Annotated in this window: 15 protein-coding genes; 8 read left to right on the top strand and 7 right to left on the bottom strand. The window is 58.8% G+C overall.

Translation table 11 applies throughout. The features are described 5' to 3' along the window. From infB to uxx1, 8 genes are all read left to right on the top strand, one after another. Positions 1–2,048, top strand: a 2,048-nt coding sequence (gene infB, locus F8A88_RS08300; RefSeq protein WP_151150654.1) for a translation initiation factor IF-2, incomplete at its 5' end; no start/stop codon positions are given. A 62-nt stretch (positions 2,049–2,110) separates the two neighbouring features. Then, positions 2,111–2,398 carry a DUF503 domain-containing protein gene (locus F8A88_RS08295; RefSeq protein ID WP_151150653.1) on the top strand — a complete coding sequence of 96 codons (288 nt, stop codon included), beginning with the start codon at positions 2,111–2,113 and terminating at the stop codon, positions 2,396–2,398. 10 nt (positions 2,399–2,408) lie between these two features. Then, entirely contained in the window at positions 2,409–2,759 is a 351-nt protein-coding gene (rbfA, locus tag F8A88_RS08290; RefSeq protein ID WP_151150652.1) for a 30S ribosome-binding factor RbfA, read from the top strand. Next, entirely contained in the window at positions 2,722–3,690 is a 969-nt protein-coding gene (locus F8A88_RS08285) for a DHH family phosphoesterase (protein WP_151150651.1), read from the top strand. Before rbfA ends, F8A88_RS08285 begins: the two co-directional genes overlap by 38 nt. Beyond that, positions 3,690–4,634, top strand: coding sequence for a tRNA pseudouridine(55) synthase TruB (gene truB, locus F8A88_RS08280; RefSeq protein ID WP_151150650.1), 945 nt, complete (start codon positions 3,690–3,692; stop codon positions 4,632–4,634). Before F8A88_RS08285 ends, truB begins: the two co-directional genes overlap by 1 nt. Positions 4,635–4,698: 64 nt before the next feature. Further along, complete coding sequence (gene rpsO / locus F8A88_RS08275) at positions 4,699–4,968, top strand: 30S ribosomal protein S15 (RefSeq protein WP_151150649.1); 270 nt, start codon at positions 4,699–4,701, stop codon at positions 4,966–4,968. Positions 4,969–5,171: 203 nt separating this feature from the next. Continuing rightward, complete coding sequence (gene pnp, locus F8A88_RS08270) at positions 5,172–7,391, top strand: polyribonucleotide nucleotidyltransferase (protein ID WP_151150648.1); 2,220 nt, start codon at positions 5,172–5,174, stop codon at positions 7,389–7,391. 101 nt (positions 7,392–7,492) lie between these two features. After that, a complete protein-coding gene (gene uxx1, locus F8A88_RS08265) occupies positions 7,493–7,699 on the top strand; it encodes a UXX-star selenoprotein family 1 (RefSeq protein ID WP_151150647.1) in 207 nt (68 codons plus the stop codon). A 31-nt stretch (positions 7,700–7,730) separates the two neighbouring features. Here the strand turns inward: uxx1 and F8A88_RS08260 are convergent, their stop codons facing one another. The 7 genes from F8A88_RS08260 to folE2 all read right to left on the bottom strand — a co-directional run bounded on the left by F8A88_RS08260 (position 7,731) and on the right by folE2 (position 16,744). Next, positions 7,731–8,405 carry a class I SAM-dependent methyltransferase gene (locus F8A88_RS08260; RefSeq protein ID WP_151150646.1) on the bottom strand — a complete coding sequence of 225 codons (675 nt, stop codon included), beginning with the start codon at positions 8,403–8,405 and terminating at the stop codon, positions 7,731–7,733. Further along, on the bottom strand, positions 8,405–9,211 hold the full coding sequence (gene amrB / locus F8A88_RS08255) for an AmmeMemoRadiSam system protein B (RefSeq protein WP_151150645.1): 807 nt from the start codon (positions 9,209–9,211) through the stop codon (positions 8,405–8,407). The genes F8A88_RS08260 and amrB overlap by 1 nt, the downstream gene beginning before the upstream one ends. 18 nt (positions 9,212–9,229) lie before the next feature. After that, a complete protein-coding gene (locus F8A88_RS08250; protein WP_241667390.1) occupies positions 9,230–12,478 on the bottom strand; it encodes a tetratricopeptide repeat protein in 3,249 nt (1,082 codons plus the stop codon). Positions 12,479–12,543: 65 nt separating this feature from the next. Then, on the bottom strand, positions 12,544–13,563 hold the full coding sequence (locus F8A88_RS08245) for a sigma-54 interaction domain-containing protein (RefSeq protein ID WP_151150644.1): 1,020 nt from the start codon (positions 13,561–13,563) through the stop codon (positions 12,544–12,546). 296 nt (positions 13,564–13,859) lie between these two features. Further along, positions 13,860–15,260, bottom strand: coding sequence for an NAD(P)/FAD-dependent oxidoreductase (locus F8A88_RS08240; RefSeq protein ID WP_151150643.1), 1,401 nt, complete (start codon positions 15,258–15,260; stop codon positions 13,860–13,862). Between the two features lie 278 nt (positions 15,261–15,538). Continuing rightward, entirely contained in the window at positions 15,539–15,868 is a 330-nt protein-coding gene (locus F8A88_RS08235; protein WP_151150642.1) for a flagellar basal body rod C-terminal domain-containing protein, read from the bottom strand. A gap of 108 nt (positions 15,869–15,976) precedes the next feature. Beyond that, positions 15,977–16,744, bottom strand: a complete 768-nt coding sequence (folE2, locus tag F8A88_RS08230) for a GTP cyclohydrolase FolE2 (RefSeq protein WP_151150641.1) — start codon at positions 16,742–16,744, stop codon at positions 15,977–15,979.

The raw sequence follows: 16,744 nt of genomic DNA, 5'->3' as shown, positions 1-16,744 counted from the left end.
GCCGTCCTGCCCGTCCGGGCAGCCGCCCCGCCGGAGGACGCCCCGCCGGCGCACGCCCGGCGCGCCCGGGGGCGCGCCCTGACGCAACGCCGGCAGCACCGCAACCGGATGGACGCAGCCGCAAGAAGCGTAAGAAAGATCGCCGCGTCGTGGAGTTTTCCCATGACGGACCGCGCAGCAACGAGCGCGCATTCGAACAGGATGGACGCGGTAGGAAACGCAAGAAAGGCGGCCGCAGGCAGCGTGGCCAGCAGGTCAAGCCCGAGGCAACCGTCCAGCCGATGAAGGCTGCGAAGCGTAAAATCAGAATCGACGAAGCCATTCGCCTGTCCGACATGGCCCACCAGATGGGCACCAAGGCGCAGGACCTGATCAAGGTGCTGTTCGGCATGGGCGTCATGGCTACCATAAACCAGTCACTTGACATGGACACCGCCACCCTCGTGGCCTCGGAGTTCGGTTACGAAATCGAAAACGTGTCCTTTGACGAACAGGAATTCCTGGTGCCGGTCGAGGCGGACAAGCCCGGAGAACTCAAGCCACGTCCGCCCGTCGTGACCATCATGGGTCACGTCGACCACGGTAAGACATCTCTGCTCGATGCCATCCGCACCACCAACGTGACGGACGGTGAAGCAGGCGGTATCACGCAGCACATCGGTGCATACCATGTGGCCACAAATCGCGGCGAAATCGTATTCCTCGACACGCCCGGCCACGAAGCGTTCACCACCATGCGTATGCGTGGCGCACAGGTCACGGACATCGTCATCCTTGTGGTGGCGGCCGATGACGGCGTCATGGACCAGACTCGTGAGGCCATCGCCCACTCCAAGGCTGCGGGCGTGCCCATCGTGGTTGCCGTGAACAAGATGGACAAGGAAGGCGCCAACCCGGACAACGTCAAGCGCGAACTGGCCGAACTGGACCTCATTCCCGAGGACTGGGGCGGAGAAACCATCTACGCCCACGTGTCCGCAAAGCAACGCTCAGGCATCGACGAACTGCTCGAAATGGTGCTGCTGCAGGCCGAGGTGCTTGAACTCAAGGCCAACCCGGACAAGCCCGCCCGCGGCAACATTGTCGAGGCGAAGCTGGACAAGGGTCGCGGCCCGGTGGGCACCATGCTCATTTCGGAAGGCACCATCACCCAGGGCGACTCCTTTGTCTGCGGTGTTTTCCACGGCAAGGTTCGCGCCATGTTCAACGACCAAGGCAAGAAAATCAAAACGGCCGGTCCGGCCATGCCCGTGGAAATCCAGGGTTTTGACGGCATCCCCGAAGCCGGCGACGAGTTGGTGGTGGTCAACGACGAAAAGGTCGCCCGCCGCATCGCCCAGAGCCGCATGCAGAAGCAGCGCGAAAAGGAACTGGCCGGCAAGTCCAAGGTCACGCTGGAATCCTTCCTTGCTTCCCGTCCGGATGAAGAGGCCCAGACCCTGAACCTGATCCTCAAGGCGGACGTGCAGGGCTCGCTGGAAGCCGTAACCGAAGCGCTCAACAAGCTGAGCACCGACGAAGTCAAAATCGACGTGGTGCACGGCGGCGCCGGGGCCATCACAGAATCCGACATCCTGCTGGCCGGAGCATCGCAGGCCATCATCATCGGCTTCAACGTGCGCCCGAACCTCAAGGTCAAGGAAATCGCCGAGCAGGAGAACGTGGAAATCCGTTTCTACGACATCATCTACAAGCTGGTGAACGAGGTGAAGGATGCCATGAGCGGCATGCTCACCCCGGACATTGAGGAAGTCTACCTCGGCCAGGCTGAAGTGCGCGACACCTTCAGCGTGCCCAAGGTTGGTACGGTCGCGGGTTGCGCGGTGCTGGACGGCAAGATCATCCGCAACGCCAAGGTTCGCCTGCTGCGCGGCGGCGTTGTCACCTACACCGGTGCGCTGGCTTCCCTCAAGCGCTTCAAGGACGATGTCAAGGAAGTGGCCAAGGGCTTTGAATGCGGCATGGGCCTCGAGAGGTTCAACGACGTCAAGGTCGGCGACATCATCGAAGCCTTCGAGGAACGTGAAGTGGCTCGTACCATCGACTAGTCGGAAACAATCGAAAACAGGCGGGCGGTTCGGCATTTCCGGGCCGCCCGCATTTTGCTATAATGATAATAGGCGTCCTGACACTCGATTTCCGCCTGCACGGCAACGACTCGCTGAAAGGCAAACGCAAGGTTGCGTTGAGCCTCAAGCAGAAGGTGCGCAACAAATTCAATGTGGCCGTAAGCGAAATCGAAGCTCAGGACGTGCACCAGCGGCTCGTGCTTGCCGTGGTCACCGTGGCCAACCAGACAGCAAAGGTCGAATCCCGGCTGGCCAAGGTGCTTTCCATGGTGGAGGCCATCTCCCCGGCCGAGCTCGTGCATTGCGAAACGGAAATTTTCAGCGACTGAGGAACATTTCATGAAAATATCAGGACACAGACGCGCCGCCCGCATGGGCGACCTCATCCTTCGGGAGTTGAGCACGATGCTGCTCAATGAAGTCCGCGACCCCAGGCTGTCCATGGTCACGCTTTCGGGCGTGCGCATGAACACCAACCTGCGCATTGCCGAAATATTCTATTCGGTGGGTAGCGGCGTGACAAAAGAGGACGCCGCCCAGGCACTGGTCAAGGCCACCGGTTTTTTGCGCACGCAGCTGGGAAAACGGATCAAAGTGAAGTTCGTACCGGAACTGCGCTTTGTCTTTGACGACTTTCTCGAGGACATGGTCTATGACAAGCCCGCTCGAATCGATAGCGACGACGATTAGGGAAAACGACGACTTTCTGGTCGTTTCCCACGTCAACCCGGACGGCGACGCCATCGGGTCCGTTGTTGCGCTTGGTCACATGCTTGCAGCCATGGGCAAGAACTTCACCCTGTACAACGCCTCGGGCATGCCCAAAAAGAACGACTGGCTCACCCTGCCCGCCGTTATTGAAAAAGACCTGCCCGATACCCTGCCCGCATGGACCATCGTCATGGACTGCGGCAGCCCGGAACGCATGGGGGAAGGTTTGTATGGGCGGCTCGACGAGACGCGGGTCGTCAACATCGACCACCACCTCGGCAACCCGAATTTCGGGGAACTGAACTGGGTGGACGTGAAACAACCCGCGGTGGGCTGCATGATGGCCCTGCTGGCGGACAAACTCCAACAACCCCTGACCGGTCCACTTGCCGAAGCCGTCTATCTGGCTGTGGCAACGGACACGGGCTTCTTCACCTATGGCTCCACCACGCCGGAATGCCTTGAACTGGCCGCGACTATGCTCAGAAACGGGCTGGACATGGCCGGAATCAATACGCTCATCACCAAACAGTGGTCCCTGAACCGCCTGCGCCTGTGGACCGAAGTGGTGGGCAGCGTTGAACTGTTCGAAAACCAGACCGTGGCCGTGGTCATTGCCACCAATGACATGTTCCAACGTACTGGAACCGGACCGGGCGCAACCGAAAACGTCATCAATTTCATTCGCCGTCTCAAGACGGTGCGGGTCTCGGCCATCCTGCGGGAAGAAGACACCGAGACCTTCAAGTTCAGCCTGCGTTCCAACGGCGACGACAACGTACAGGCCGTGGCGGCCTCATTCGGCGGTGGCGGACACAAGAACGCGGCCGGCGGCACTGTCCACGGCACGCTGGAACAGGCCCGAAAGGCGTTGGTTGAACGCATTGCCCAAATGGTGGAGTTGCACTGATGGCACGCAGACGCAAACAAAAGCGCAGCAAGGAACAGCTGGACGGGGTACTGGTGCTGAACAAACCTTCCGGCCCGACGTCAACGGACTGCCTCAACGACATCAAACACCAGCTCAAGCAATACAAGATCGGCCATGCCGGCACACTGGACCCGCTGGCGCAAGGTGTGTTGCTGGTACTGCTCGGGCAGGCAACGAAACTGGCCCCGTACCTGACCAGCAAGGAAAAAATATATACCGGCACGTTTCGGGTTGGTTTCACTACGGATACCTATGATATTCAAGGAGAAACAACCTCTGAAACGCCATTTTCGGGCTCGGCCGACGACATCCGGCGCGAAATTGTTGCCTGGAAAGAGTTGACAGAACAGGAAGTTCCGGCCTATTCGGCGGCCAAGCATAATGGGAAAGCCTTGTATGCTCTTGCCCGCGAGGGCAAGGAAACGCCGGTCAAGATAAAGGCCGTTGCTATTTCTCATGCCGAAGCGCTGGAGGTAAATCCTCCGGACGCGGAATTCAAGGTTGGGTGCTCGGCTGGCACCTACGTACGCTCCCTGGTCCACAGCTTGGGGATGCGGCTTGAATGCGGCGCAGTCCTTACCAGCCTCAACCGCGAGGCAAGCGTGCCCTTCACCCTGGATCAGGCATACGACCTGAATCAGGTGCTTGAAGAGCCCGAGAAGCTTCCGCAGCGGGTCATCCCCATTGCGGACGCCCTGCCCCACTGGGCACGGTTCACGATCACCGAAGAGTTGACGAAACTCGTCAAGAACGGTGCGTGGCTCCCGGTGAATGCTAACCCCGGAGAAGTGCTCTGGGGCAAGCCGGGCGACCGGGCCATGCTTCTGGACCCCGAAGGATCGGTTCTGGCCTTGGTGGAAGCCAAGCCCCAGGGCGACCAGCTCAAATGGTCCATACTTCGCGGATTGTGGCAACAAGGATAGAGCGCCCCGCGTGCGGGAACTCCGGCTTCGATATACACGAACACTGTAACAGGAGGATAACGCTGTGGTTATGGACGCTGAAGCCAAAGAAAAGGTCATCGCCGAGTACAAGACACACGAAGGCGACACGGGTTCCCCCGAGGTTCAGGTTGCACTGCTCACCGAGCGCATCAAGTACCTTGCGGACCACTTCAAGACCCACAAGAAAGATCACCACTCTCGCACTGGCCTGCTGAAAATGGTCGGCCAGCGCAGAAAGCTCCTCAATTACCTGAAGGGCAAAGACATCCAGCGCTACCGCGACCTGATCGCACGCCTGGGTCTGCGCAAATAGTTTCGAGATCGAGATCAACGGGGGAGGCCGGGCCTCCCCCGTCTGCATATGAATAACGGCCAAAGCCTTGCAGGCTTGACCCCGATGAAATCTTAGTTGGCTGCGGAAGGCATTTTTGAACACGATCAAAAGTTCCTCCCCAAGCCGGCTAAAGGCCGGGGATCCCGCAAGGCCGAGGCATAAAAGACTTGCGAGGAGAGTACATGCTCAAACCGTTTGACAAGACAAGCCTGACCACCACGGTCGGCAACATCGACATTACCATTGAAAGCGGACGCATGGCCAACCAGGCCAGCGGCGCGGTCTGGATCCAATCCGGCGGCACCGTCGTGCTGGTCACGGCCACCACCCAGCCGTTGGAAATTGACCGCGGCTTCTTCCCCCTGACCTGCAACTATCAGGAAATGGCCTATGCGGCCGGTCGCATCCCCGGCGGTTACTTCCGCCGCGAAGTGGGCCGTCCGTCCGAACGCGAAACCCTGGTTTCCCGTCTCATCGACCGCCCCATCCGCCCCCTGTTTACCAAGGGATTTGCCGACGAGGTTCAGGTCATCGCCACGGTCCTGTCCGCAGACAAGAACGTGAACCCGGACGTGCTGGCACTGACCGGCGCCTCCGCTGCGCTGCACATCTCCAAAATGCCCTTTGAAGGTCCCATCGCCGGTGCCCGCGTGGGTTATGTGAACAAGGAATTCGTTCTCTACCCCACCTATCAGGGAATTGCCGATTCCAGCGCCCTGAACCTGGTATTCGCGGCTTCCCGCGACGCCGTGGTCATGGTTGAAGGCGGCGGTGATTTCGTATCCGAAGATCTGGTTGCCGACGCTCTGGAATGGGGACACGAACAAATCCAGCCCCTTTTCGCCATGCAGGATGAACTGCGTGAAAAATGCGGCGTTGCCAAAATGGAAGTGCAGGCCCCCGAAGAAGACGAAGAATTGTCTTCCTACGTGGCAGAAATCATCACTGACGACCTCAAAACCGCGCTGACCACGGCCGAAAAAATGGCCCGCAAAGACGCCAAATCCGCAGCCAAGGCCAAGGCCAAGGAAGCTGTCAGCGAAAAATTCCCGGACGACGAGGCCAAGGCCAAGCAGGTCGGCGACATCGTCGGCAAGCTGGAAAAGAAGATCGTGCGTGCACGCATCAAGGAAGAAGGCCTGCGCATCGACGGACGCGACACTACCACGGTTCGTCCCCTGTCCGTTGAAACCGGCCTGCTGCCCATGACCCACGGTTCCGCCCTGTTCCGCCGCGGCGAAACATCGGCACTGGCCGTTGCCACCCTGGGCTCCAGCCGGGACGAACAGCGCTTCGAGACCCTGATCGGCGACGACACCAAGCGCTTCATGCTGCACTACAACTTCCCGCCGTACTGCGTGGGCGAAGCCCGCATGCTGCGCGGCCCCAGCCGTCGCGAAATCGGTCACGGCGCACTTGCCGAGCGCGCCATCAGCCCGGTGCTGCCGGATGCCGAGAGCTTCCCGTTCACCATGCGCGTGGTTTCCGAAATCATGGAATCCAACGGCTCCTCCTCCATGGCCACCGTGTGCGGTTCCTCCATGGCGCTGATGGACGCGGGCATTCCCATTGCCGCCCCGGTTGCGGGCATTGCCATGGGCCTGTGCAAAGAAGATGACGAATACTTCGTGCTCACCGACATCCTCGGCGACGAGGACGCATTGGGCGACATGGACTTCAAGGTGGCCGGTACCCGCGAGGGCATCACCGCCATCCAGATGGATATCAAGATCAAGGGCATTCCTTCCGACGTTCTGCGCCGCGCGCTGAACCAGGCCAAGGACGCCCGCCTGCACATCCTCGAACACATGGAAGAAGAACTCGCGGCACCGCGCCCCGAACTCTCCGAAATGGCTCCGCAGATGTGCGAACTGTTCGTGGACCCGGACAAGATCCGGACCATCATCGGCCCGGGTGGCAAGAACATCAAGGCCATCACCGCGGAAACGCAGGCCGACATCGACATCGAGGACTCCGGCCGCATCATGGTATTTGCGCCGACCCTCAAGGCCATGGAACTGGCCAAGGAACGCGTACTCTACTACGACCAGAAGCCGGAAATCGGCAAAAACTACGTCGGCGTTGTGCGCAAGATCCTTGAAGTGGGCGCGCTGGTGGAGATCCTGCCCGGCTGCGAAGGCATGCTGCACATCTCCCAGATGGACTTCGAACGCATCGAGAAAGTGGACGACCTGCTCAAGCTGGGACAGGAAGTCTCGGTCAAGTGCGTTGATCTGGAACCGGGCGGACGCATCCGCCTGTCCCGCAAGGCATGGCTCATGGAGCAGGCCGGTCAGGAAGTGAATCTGGAAGACTTCAAACGCCCTGCCCCGCGTGGCGGCGACCGCCGAGGCGGCGGACGCAACGATCGTCGCGGCGGAGGTCGCGGTGGACGCCGCTAGGCATCCGTTCCGCTAACAAAACATCAAGACGGCCGTCTCTTCTGAGGCGGCCGTCTTTTCATGCATTGCCAAAGAAAATATTGAGGCATATGCTCATGCCCATGGAAAATTCAGTCATCATCTACGGAAGAGACAATTGTCCACATACCAAACGCGCGCGGGACGCCTATCCCGACGCGATCTTTCACGACGTCAAGGCCGATCCGTCCAAACTGGAGGAAATGCTCAAGCTTTCCGAAGGGGTGGAAAAAATTCCGGTGTTGGTCATCAACGGCAAGGCCGAGGTAGGCTTCAAACGAGGCTGTTGACACGTATAGCGTTCCGACAGGTTGTCGGAAATCACTCAGGCTTCTGCATGTACCACTTTTCCTCCACCGTGGAATACGCAACCCCACAGGCTTCGGAAAACTCGCCCACGGCCCGCACCACCCCCGGCCAGGTGTCCGAATAGTCATCCCCGAACAGCACGCCGCCGGGCCGCACGAATTCCCAGTACGCGGCAATATCCTTGCGCGCGCCCTCATACTCGTGGCTGGCGTCGATATAAATCATATCCGCCTGAACCTTGTGGCAGGCCAACAGCTTGCAGGCATTGGCACTGTCCAACGGCAACGGCGTGATCACCTGTTCCAGTCCGGACTTGAGTACGTTGGCCAGAAACTGTTCATACAGCCTTGGCCGTCCATGATGGAAACCCAGCGGGGACTCGCCGGGTTCGGCATACCAATTCTCCCATGATCCCAAAAACGTGTCGATGCACACGATCTCGGTATCAAGGTCCATATCACGAGCCATCCTGCCCATATTCACGGCGGAACGCCCCTTCCATGTGCCCACCTCGATAATCAGGCCGGGCTGCATGCGTTTCATGAGCAGTGCGAACAGCGGATTCTCCGCTCCCCAGCCCTGCAGATCGAGCGCATAATGGTCCGGATCCAGACCGTCATACGGACTGACCGCGTACAGCTTGTCAAAAAGCCTGCCGGATTGTGTTGCAGCATGGGTATGGTCCATCAGCTCACCAGAACCCCGGCATAGCCAACCACCTGTTCATAATCGCCGCTGGCCTCACCCGAGGTGGCGTATGCCGCCAGCCGGGCCTTGGTGGCGCCCATTTCACGGGCCGCATGCAGGGCCAGGGTCATGGGCAGCACCCCGCACATGCTGATGTGATGCTCGCGCACGGCAGAATACAGGCCGCCCGGGTCCAGATGCAGTACAGGCTCAAGGGCCATGGCATCCAGTTCGCGCGCCTGCTCGTGGGAAACATAATGACTCATGTCCGAGCTGACCACCATGGATACCGGACTCTCATGGTCGGCAAGGGTCCGCCCCAAAGCCGTACCCACGGATTGAAGCACGGCCGGGTCCGGCTCGGCAACCGCAATGGGGACCACGCGCACCTTGGGCTGCAGCTGCCGCAAAAACGGCAGCACCACTTCCAGCGAATGCTCACGCACATGGGCGTCGCGATCAGCAGTCAGTTGGGGAATTTCCCGCAGCAGAATATCGGCGAGCCCGTCATCAACGGGCACCTCCGCGCCGGGCAGCTCCCATGCGCCGTCGGGCCACAGGGAAAGAGACGCACCCAATCCGGTATGGTTGGGGCCGAGCAATACGATTGTGGAATGCAGGTCGGCCTCGGCAAGGGTCCTGCCGCACACCGGCCCGGAAAAAACATAGCCAGCATGCGGCACCATGGCCAGCACGGTGGGACGTTTTTCACGGGATTCCGCCACAAGGCACTGGTCCACGGCATGATCGAGTTCAGCGGCTGTACCGGGGTAAAACTGCCCGGCAACGACAGCAGGCCTGTTCATGAGGGAACCTCCCAAAAGCTATTGTGGTGCGGGACTGTATTCGCGGGCCTGATTCTCCACGGCGTAATTGTCGAGGGCGGCCTGTGCCAGCGAGGATTGCAGGGAATCAGGACGTTTGTCGATGATGTCCTGCAAAAGCTTCTTCCATTCCTCAATAGCCCCGGCCTTCTTGTAGATTCGGGCAAGCTTGAAACGTGTGGGCGCCCATTCCGGGTTTTCCGGAGTAATGTACCTATCATACTCACGCGCCCACTTGAGGGCTTCTTCATACCGTCCCGAACGCTCGGTGGCGTATATGGACATGAGCACCGCGTCCTTGACCTTTTCCGGGTCGCCGTCAGTCTGCAAAAGCAGGGTCAGGGCCTCCTGCGCATAGGCGAATACCCGTTTAAGGTCCTGACGCTTCATGGCGTCCTTGGCCATGTAGTACATGGCGTAACCACGGAACGCCGGGTCCACCTCGGGATTCATGCCCAGTTCCGCCCACAGCGGCAAAGCCTCTTTTGCCTCGCCCATGTTCTGCAGGGCCATGGCGCGGGCATATTTCAGCTGGCGCATCTGGCGCGGCTCCAGCTTCCATTTTTGCGTGGCATGGTCCACCAGCTTGTTCATGCTGTCCCAGGCGTACTGGTCCAGATAAATGCCCACGGCCAGATCAATGGCCTTGCTGGAAATGTCGGGGATCTGGGTATCGCCCAGATACGGCTTGATGATTTCCAGCGCCTGATCGGGCTGGCCCATCTTCCAATAGCTGGTAGCCACCATGAGCCTGGTATTGTCGTCCACCTTGGTGTCACCCTTGCCGATAAAGTCGTAGCTCTCCCAGTAACGCAGCACACGCTTGTAGTTGCCTTCTTCCACCAATTGGGGAACAGCCAACGCAAAGACCTTGTCTCCAAGCGCGCGCGCCCGGTCCTTGAGGTCGCTGCCCGGGAACTTGTCGATGAAATCCTGCGAGGCGCCGAGCGCGTCCGCGTATTTCTTGTGGAAGGCGTACCACATGGCCAGCTTGAGTTGCGCCACCGGGGCCAGAGGACTGTCCGGATATTTTTCCACAATGTCTTCATACACATTCACCGGACGCAGGGTGTACGGCCTGTCGAACACCGAAACCATCTGCACCATGGTGGGATCATCGTAAATCCCCTCCTCTGCCAGACGCATCTTGGAAACCAGTCCGCCTTCCTTGTCCGGGTAGTCCCTGGCCGCTTTTTCATAAATTTCACGAGCGGCCTGCTTGAAACCCTGCGTCAGGTAGATATCCCCAATACGGCCCAATGCGATGTCCGCGGACTCGGCCTCGGGATTGAGGTTGTAGTAGGTAAAATAATGGTCCTTGGCCAAGGCGTACTTCTTGAGCCGCATCTCGATGCCGCCCGCAAGCAGAAGGTACTCGGGACGAGCCATGTAGTAGTCTGGCCAGCGTTTGTCGATATAGTCCACGATCTGGAAGGCCTGCTCATCATAACCGATGCGCTCCAGAGCCTGCGCCAAAAGAAAGGCCGCGTCCTTGACCAATTCGTTTTCCGGATACGTCTGCACAAGGTATTGCAACTGGTCTGCGGCCTTGCGGTATTCGCCCTTGCGAAAATAGTATTCGCCCCAATAGTAGCTGATGGACGGAATGACCTGATCGTCCGGGTACTTGTTCTGCAGGATGCTGAAATACGCCTTGGCCTCGGGCAGGTTGCCCACCTTGAGGTTGATCAGCCCCAGATTGACCAGCGCTCGCGGAGCCTTGGGGGAATCCGGGTTGTAGTTGAGCGCCTCGGTATAGGCCCCGGCGATCTCGTCGAACTTGTCGGCCGGATCAGCGGAATACAGCTGCATATTGATGTCGCCAAGGGAATACAAGGCCTCCTCGCGCAGGGCATCCGGCAGCAAGGCATTGGGCAGCAGCTTTTCAAAGGCTTCCTTGGCGGCGAGCAGGTTGCCGTTGATCATCAACGATTGCGCTTCAAGCGCATCGTTGCGCAATTTCTCCACCATGCGGGTGGCGTTGTCCTCTTCGGTCAAAGGTTGTTCAGCCTGAGCCTGTGCGGCGTCTTCAGCGACAGCGTCAGCCCCGTCTTCCGGCAAAGCCTCGTCTGTAGCGTTTTCCTGCTGTACAGCCTCGTCGGGTGCCGACTCGGCAACCTGTTCAGGCGCGGGCGCAGGTTCCTCCACAACTTCGGGTTGTGCAACCGCCTGCTGTCCGGAATCTTCCAAAAAATCAGGCGGCGGTGCAACCGCTCCGGAAACAGCGGCACCGCTGCCCGCAGCAACGGAATGCACTGGCGGCGCAATGTCCTGCGGCGGCGACACCGTCTGCGAAACCGAAGACTCGCCCTGCGTTTCAGCAGGAGGCGCGCTCATGGCAACGGTTGCCGAAGCAGCGGAGGCGTTGTCCCCAGGAGTGGCCACGCCGGAAAGCGGCATCTGGGCCGGAGGCGGAACCACGCTGCCGCGCACCCCGGCATCACCCTGCCCCTGCAAGGGTTCGGAACCGGGCAAGGCAACCACGGGTGCCCGGGCGCTGTCCGCGCCTTCCAACTCGGCCAGTTTGACTTCCTCGGCGTCTTTGTCCGTGGCCTTGAAGCGCATGGCGTGGGCAGCGGTACCATTGTCCGCGCCCGGAGGCGGCGCAACCGAGGTTCGCACAGTGTGTGGTACGGAAAAAAACGGCTTGTGTTTGGTGCCTTCCGGGCCAAGGTCGCTTTCCGTCACCTGAGGCTGTGCTGCAGGCGCCGTCCGTTCGGCGGCGGGTTGTTCTGCTACCGGTTTGGGCGCTGGTTTGGGCGCAGGTTTGGGCCCGGGTCTAGGCTTGGGAGCCGGACGAGGCTCGGGCCGGACCTGTGGCAAAGGCTTGCGCTCGGACGGCGGCTTCCAGCGTGCGCCGATGGGGTCGCGGAAAAATTGAATAAGCACCTGCGGCTTGTCCGGCGACTGCACCTTGATGAAACCAAAGGCCTTTGTCTTGGTAGTGATGAGCAGAGAATTGCCGGATGTCTTGACCGAGGCGACAATCTTGCCGCCACGCACCGACGGGATGTCCGGCTTGCGTTCGCCCTGCCATGCGGCGGCGGGCATTTGCACAGTCACGGTGGTGCCACCGGTGCGTCGCACCGAGTAGTCCGGAATGCTTCCGGCATCGAACGTCAGGGTCATGCGGTCGGAATCACCGCCGGAGGCAACACGAACGCCAAGAGCCTGCGCCGGGAGGGAACCAAGGCTCCCTGCGAAGGTCAGGACGGCAAGCGTCAACGCTATGCGTGCTACATTTTTCACTGCCACGTCATGGTGTTATGCAAAACCCGTGCTTTTATCCCGTTTTGCGGAACAAATCCCGCGGACTATTTTTCAAGCAATTTCCGCTTCTTGACCTTCTCTATGAGGGTTGTCCGCTTGATCCCCAACAATTCCGCAGCCTTATTCTTGACTCCGTCGGCCGAATCCAAGGCTTCCAAAAGCAATCTGTCTTCAATGGATTCCAGAAACTCTTTGAGCGCGCCCCCCTTGTCCCGCATGTCGTCCAGGGTCGGCCAGGAAAAACCTGCAGGCCGGACAACCACTTCCTCCACTTTCTTCAGGGGCTTTTCGCCCACGTCACGCCATATCTTATCCGGCAGGTCTTCAGGCGTTATCTCCTTGTTGTCGCAAAGGATAGAAAGCCGCTCCATGAAATTTTCCAGTTCACGCACATTGCCGGGCCACGTATACGTCAGCAGCATTTCCCTGGTCTTGCCTGCCATGGTCAGCTTGGGACGTTGCTTTTCCGAACAGAAGCGGCCCAGGAAATGCCCGGCCAGCGTAAGGATGTCGCCGCCGCGTTCCCGAAGGGGCGGCAAATGCATGGGAATCACGTTCAGGCGATAAAAAAGGTCTTCACGAAACCGCCCCGCATCCACTTCCTTTTCCAGATCTCGGTTGGTGGCAGCCACGACGCGCACATCCACCTTCTTGACCTGAGTGCCACCCACACGTTCGATTTCCTTTTCCTGCAACGCCCGCAATATTTTCACCTGCAGGCTCAAATCCATCTCTCCTATTTCGTCAAGAAAAATGGTGCCGCCGTCCGCAAGCTCGAAACGGCCCGGACGGGAACGGACGGCATGAGTAAACGCACCCTTTTCGTGACCGAAAAGTTCGGATTCCAACAATTCCTTGGGAATGGCCCCGCAGTTGATGGGAACGAAAGGATTGGCTGCGCGACTGCTGTTGCGATGCAAGGCGCGTACAACGAGTTCCTTGCCGGTACCGGACTCGCCAGTCACAAGCACGGTGCTCTCTGTTGGAGCAACTTTTTCAATAATTTTAAAGACATCGGTCAATGCCGAGCTGTCTCCAATTATGCCATCCAGATTGAGAGCCATCGATCCTCCGGACAAATGTGTGGAAATGGCCTGAAAGTAGCGGGCCGCGGGGATTGCACCACATTGCCCATGCTCCCCTCCTCACTGTCAACGAAATGACGCTTTGTCAAGGTTGTCATGAAAAAATTTAGAAAAAAAAATGCAAGAAACAGGTAGGCTTAGCCGGGACAATACAACCCGGCCCATTGCCAAAACGTGCTTTTTTACCAAACCCACACCACAACACACTGTATTCAAAGACAAATAAAAAGGCCCGGATCAAGTCCGGGCCTGTATTTCTCGTATCAACTGCCGATTCAGGTTCTGCGGATGATTTCCTTGGCAGGAATCAGGGCAGTTGCGGCCGCGGAAACGATGTTTCCTGCCACTCCCGGTCCGTCGCCCGCCACAAACAGTCCCTCCACGGCTGTTTCCAATTGGTTGGAGGTGTCCACCTGTGTGGCAAAGAACTTGATTTCCGGCGCGTAAAGCAGTGTTTCGTCGTTGGAAACCCCGGGCACAACCTTGTTGAGTTGCTCAAGGCCGTCAACAAGGTTGGTTACGATGCGCTCGGGCAGTGCCATGGCGATGTCGCCGCAGACCACATCCTTGAGCGTGGGTTCGATATAACTGTTATTGATGCGGTTCCATGTGGATCGGCGGCCGCGCTTGAGATCGCCGAAGCGCTGCAGGATGGGCTTGCCCCCGCCGATGATGGTGGCCAGCTTGCCGATGGATTCGCCATAGGCCTGATTGTCTTCCACCGGATCCGTAAGCACCACCTTGGACAAAAACGCGAAGTTGGTGTTGTTGGACTTGGTGTCCATGAGGGCATGACCGTTCACGCACACGAAATCCTGATAGTTCTCCACGGCCACGAAACCGCCGAGGTTGGTGCAGAAGGTCCGGGTCTGGTCGTCATACTTGTTGGTGCGGATGAAAAAGGTGGGATCATAAATGATATTGCACAGGTCTTCCATGATCTCGTTGTGCACTTCCACACGCACGCCAACCTCGATGCCACGCTGGGACACATTGATGCCCAGACTCCTGACCACCGATGCGACCCATTCTGCCCCAACACGGCCGGGCGCAAGGATCACATTGGGAGCGGAGTACTCACCGCGATTGGTAATCACGCCAGTCACATGGCCGTCTTTGGCCGTAACTTCGCGCACATCTTCCGAGGTATGGAAAGTCACTCCCTTGTCCCTGATATGTTCAGCCATGGCCGCAATGTGGCCCGGCAGGTTGTCGGAACCGAGGTGCTTCTGCTTGATGAGCAACAGATCGATGCCGTGGCGCTTGGCCTCCTTGCGGATATTCTTGGCCATATCCCGGTTGGTGGGGAAAACCTTGCCGTCCATATTGAAACGATTGAATATATCCTCGGTCTCATCAATGAGCCGGTTGGCTTCGGACATGGACATGAATTGGGTCAGGTCGGTCTTGCCCAGTTTGGGGATGAAATTGAGCTTGCCGTCGGAAAACAGCCCGGCACCGCCCACACCACAGAGGATATTGCACGGACGGCATTTCACACAGCACTGGTCACCACTTATGGGACAGTTGCGCTTGAGCGAAGGCTTGCCCTTCTCAATGACCAGCACATCCAGATCGGAATGCTCGCCCAGATAGTAGGCGGCAAACAGGCCAGCCGGGCCGCCACCCACGATGATAACGTCAAAGTTCGTCTTTGCAGGCTTTGTAGGAGCCATGGTTCAACCTCCGAAAAACGGGTATGGCCCTCTGCCTTGCGCAAAACGGCGCGCAGACGGGCCATAGTTTACACTAGTCGAACAGCTAAAACAACGTCAAGAAAAAAAATGCTTCCTGCGGATTATTCCCTTGCTCCGCATTCAAGGAATGCGCAGCAAGAGGGGGGACGATAGACGTGTCCCTTGCGAGTGCGGATGCTGCCCTACACCCCGGAGGAAGGACAAAAAAAGACCTCGCACAGGCGAGGCCGCATATTCACAAAAAGTTTACTGGAAATTCAAACGAGCATATCCAGCAGATAGCCGGTAGTCTGGTCGTCCGCGCGGATCACGGCAGAATTGGCGGCGTAGGCGTTTTCCGTGGTCATCAGGCCCACCATTTCGCGGGCCGTGTCCACATTGCTGGTTTCGCGGCCCTGAAATATCGAGCCGGACGACGTGTCCTTGGTCAGGGAGGAAACGCGCACCCCCTCGCCGCCCGGACCGGTCTCCAAGTTGGCTCGCGATGCCTGAAAACCGTCCGTATTGACGTTGGCTATGTTGTTGGCCGTCACCTGATGCGCACTTCCCAGCGCACTCATGGCCGAAACATTGGCGTCGATGTTCATGGATATACCATACCCCGGCTGGGCAGGAATTGGCAAGCATGGCATCTGCCAACAAGATATCGCAACAAATCAAAACGTTGCGCCGGCCCAGCGGTCCGGCGCAACGGGTTATTCGCTCTCTATAACTGCGAACGCGGAATGGTTGTGAATGGATTCGTAGCTCTCCACCTCCACACGATACCATGAAACCTGAGGGTGTTCCTTGAGCCCCCGGGCGGCCTCTCGCACCACATCCTCCACAAAACAGGGGTTGGCGAATGCAGCTTCGGTCACATGCTTCTCATCTTCGCGCTTGAGCAGCGTATATACCGGGCAGGACCCGGCCTTTTCCGCTATCTCGATAATATCTTCCAGCCACACGAACCCGTCGAAGCGGCAGCGAATGCGCACTACAGCGCGCTGGCTGTGGGCTCCTTCGTCACTGATAGCTTTGGAGCACGGACACACGGTCATGACCGGCACGTCCGCGCCCAACGTGAACAGCAGCTTTCCGTCCGTATATTCCCCTTCCACACGGCACTTGTAGTCCATGACCCCGCGAGCGCCGCTCTTGGGCGACGTCTTGCGCAGGAAATAGGGAAACACCAGCCTGCAATGCGCGCTGCGGGCGTTGAGACGTTCCACGATGTCGCGCAGCAGCGTTTTGAAGGACCCATAGTCCAGGTCCTCGGCCCAATCTTCCATGGCTTCCACGAACCGGCTCATGTGCGTGCCCTTGAATTCGGCGGGCAGGTCCACGGAAAGGTCCACCTTGGCAATGGTATGCTGAGTGCCCTTGGCCTTGTGCCGCACGGTGAGCGGCAGGCGCAGGTCCTTGACCCCCACCTTGTCGATGGGCATGGAAATTCCCGGCTGCGCGTTTTGTACGTCTTCCAT

It is taken from the genome of Pseudodesulfovibrio senegalensis (genome assembly GCF_008830225.1).
Lineage (GTDB): Bacteria > Desulfobacterota > Desulfovibrionia > Desulfovibrionales > Desulfovibrionaceae > Pseudodesulfovibrio > Pseudodesulfovibrio senegalensis.
This window is presented reverse-complemented; position numbering and strand designations above follow the sequence as displayed.

Excerpts from the sequence above, each read along its gene's own strand:
- F8A88_RS08295 (WP_151150653.1), top strand. The coding sequence starts at position 2,111 with ATGATAATAGGCGTCCTGACACTCGATTTCCGCCTGCACGGCAACGAC.
- rbfA (WP_151150652.1), top strand. The coding sequence starts at position 2,409 with ATGAAAATATCAGGACACAGACGCGCCGCCCGCATGGGCGACCTCATC.
- F8A88_RS08285 (WP_151150651.1), top strand. The coding sequence starts at position 2,722 with ATGACAAGCCCGCTCGAATCGATAGCGACGACGATTAGGGAAAACGAC.
- truB (WP_151150650.1), top strand. The coding sequence starts at position 3,690 with ATGGCACGCAGACGCAAACAAAAGCGCAGCAAGGAACAGCTGGACGGG.
- pnp (WP_151150648.1), top strand. The coding sequence starts at position 5,172 with ATGCTCAAACCGTTTGACAAGACAAGCCTGACCACCACGGTCGGCAAC.
- uxx1 (WP_151150647.1), top strand. The coding sequence starts at position 7,493 with ATGGAAAATTCAGTCATCATCTACGGAAGAGACAATTGTCCACATACC.
- F8A88_RS08260 (WP_151150646.1), bottom strand. The coding sequence starts at position 8,405 with ATGGACCATACCCATGCTGCAACACAATCCGGCAGGCTTTTTGACAAG.
- amrB (WP_151150645.1), bottom strand. The coding sequence starts at position 9,211 with ATGAACAGGCCTGCTGTCGTTGCCGGGCAGTTTTACCCCGGTACAGCC.
- F8A88_RS08245 (WP_151150644.1), bottom strand. The coding sequence starts at position 13,563 with ATGGCTCTCAATCTGGATGGCATAATTGGAGACAGCTCGGCATTGACC.
- F8A88_RS08240 (WP_151150643.1), bottom strand. The coding sequence starts at position 15,260 with ATGGCTCCTACAAAGCCTGCAAAGACGAACTTTGACGTTATCATCGTG.
- F8A88_RS08235 (WP_151150642.1), bottom strand. The coding sequence starts at position 15,868 with ATGAACATCGACGCCAATGTTTCGGCCATGAGTGCGCTGGGAAGTGCG.
- folE2 (WP_151150641.1), bottom strand. The coding sequence starts at position 16,744 with ATGGAAGACGTACAAAACGCGCAGCCGGGAATTTCCATGCCCATCGAC.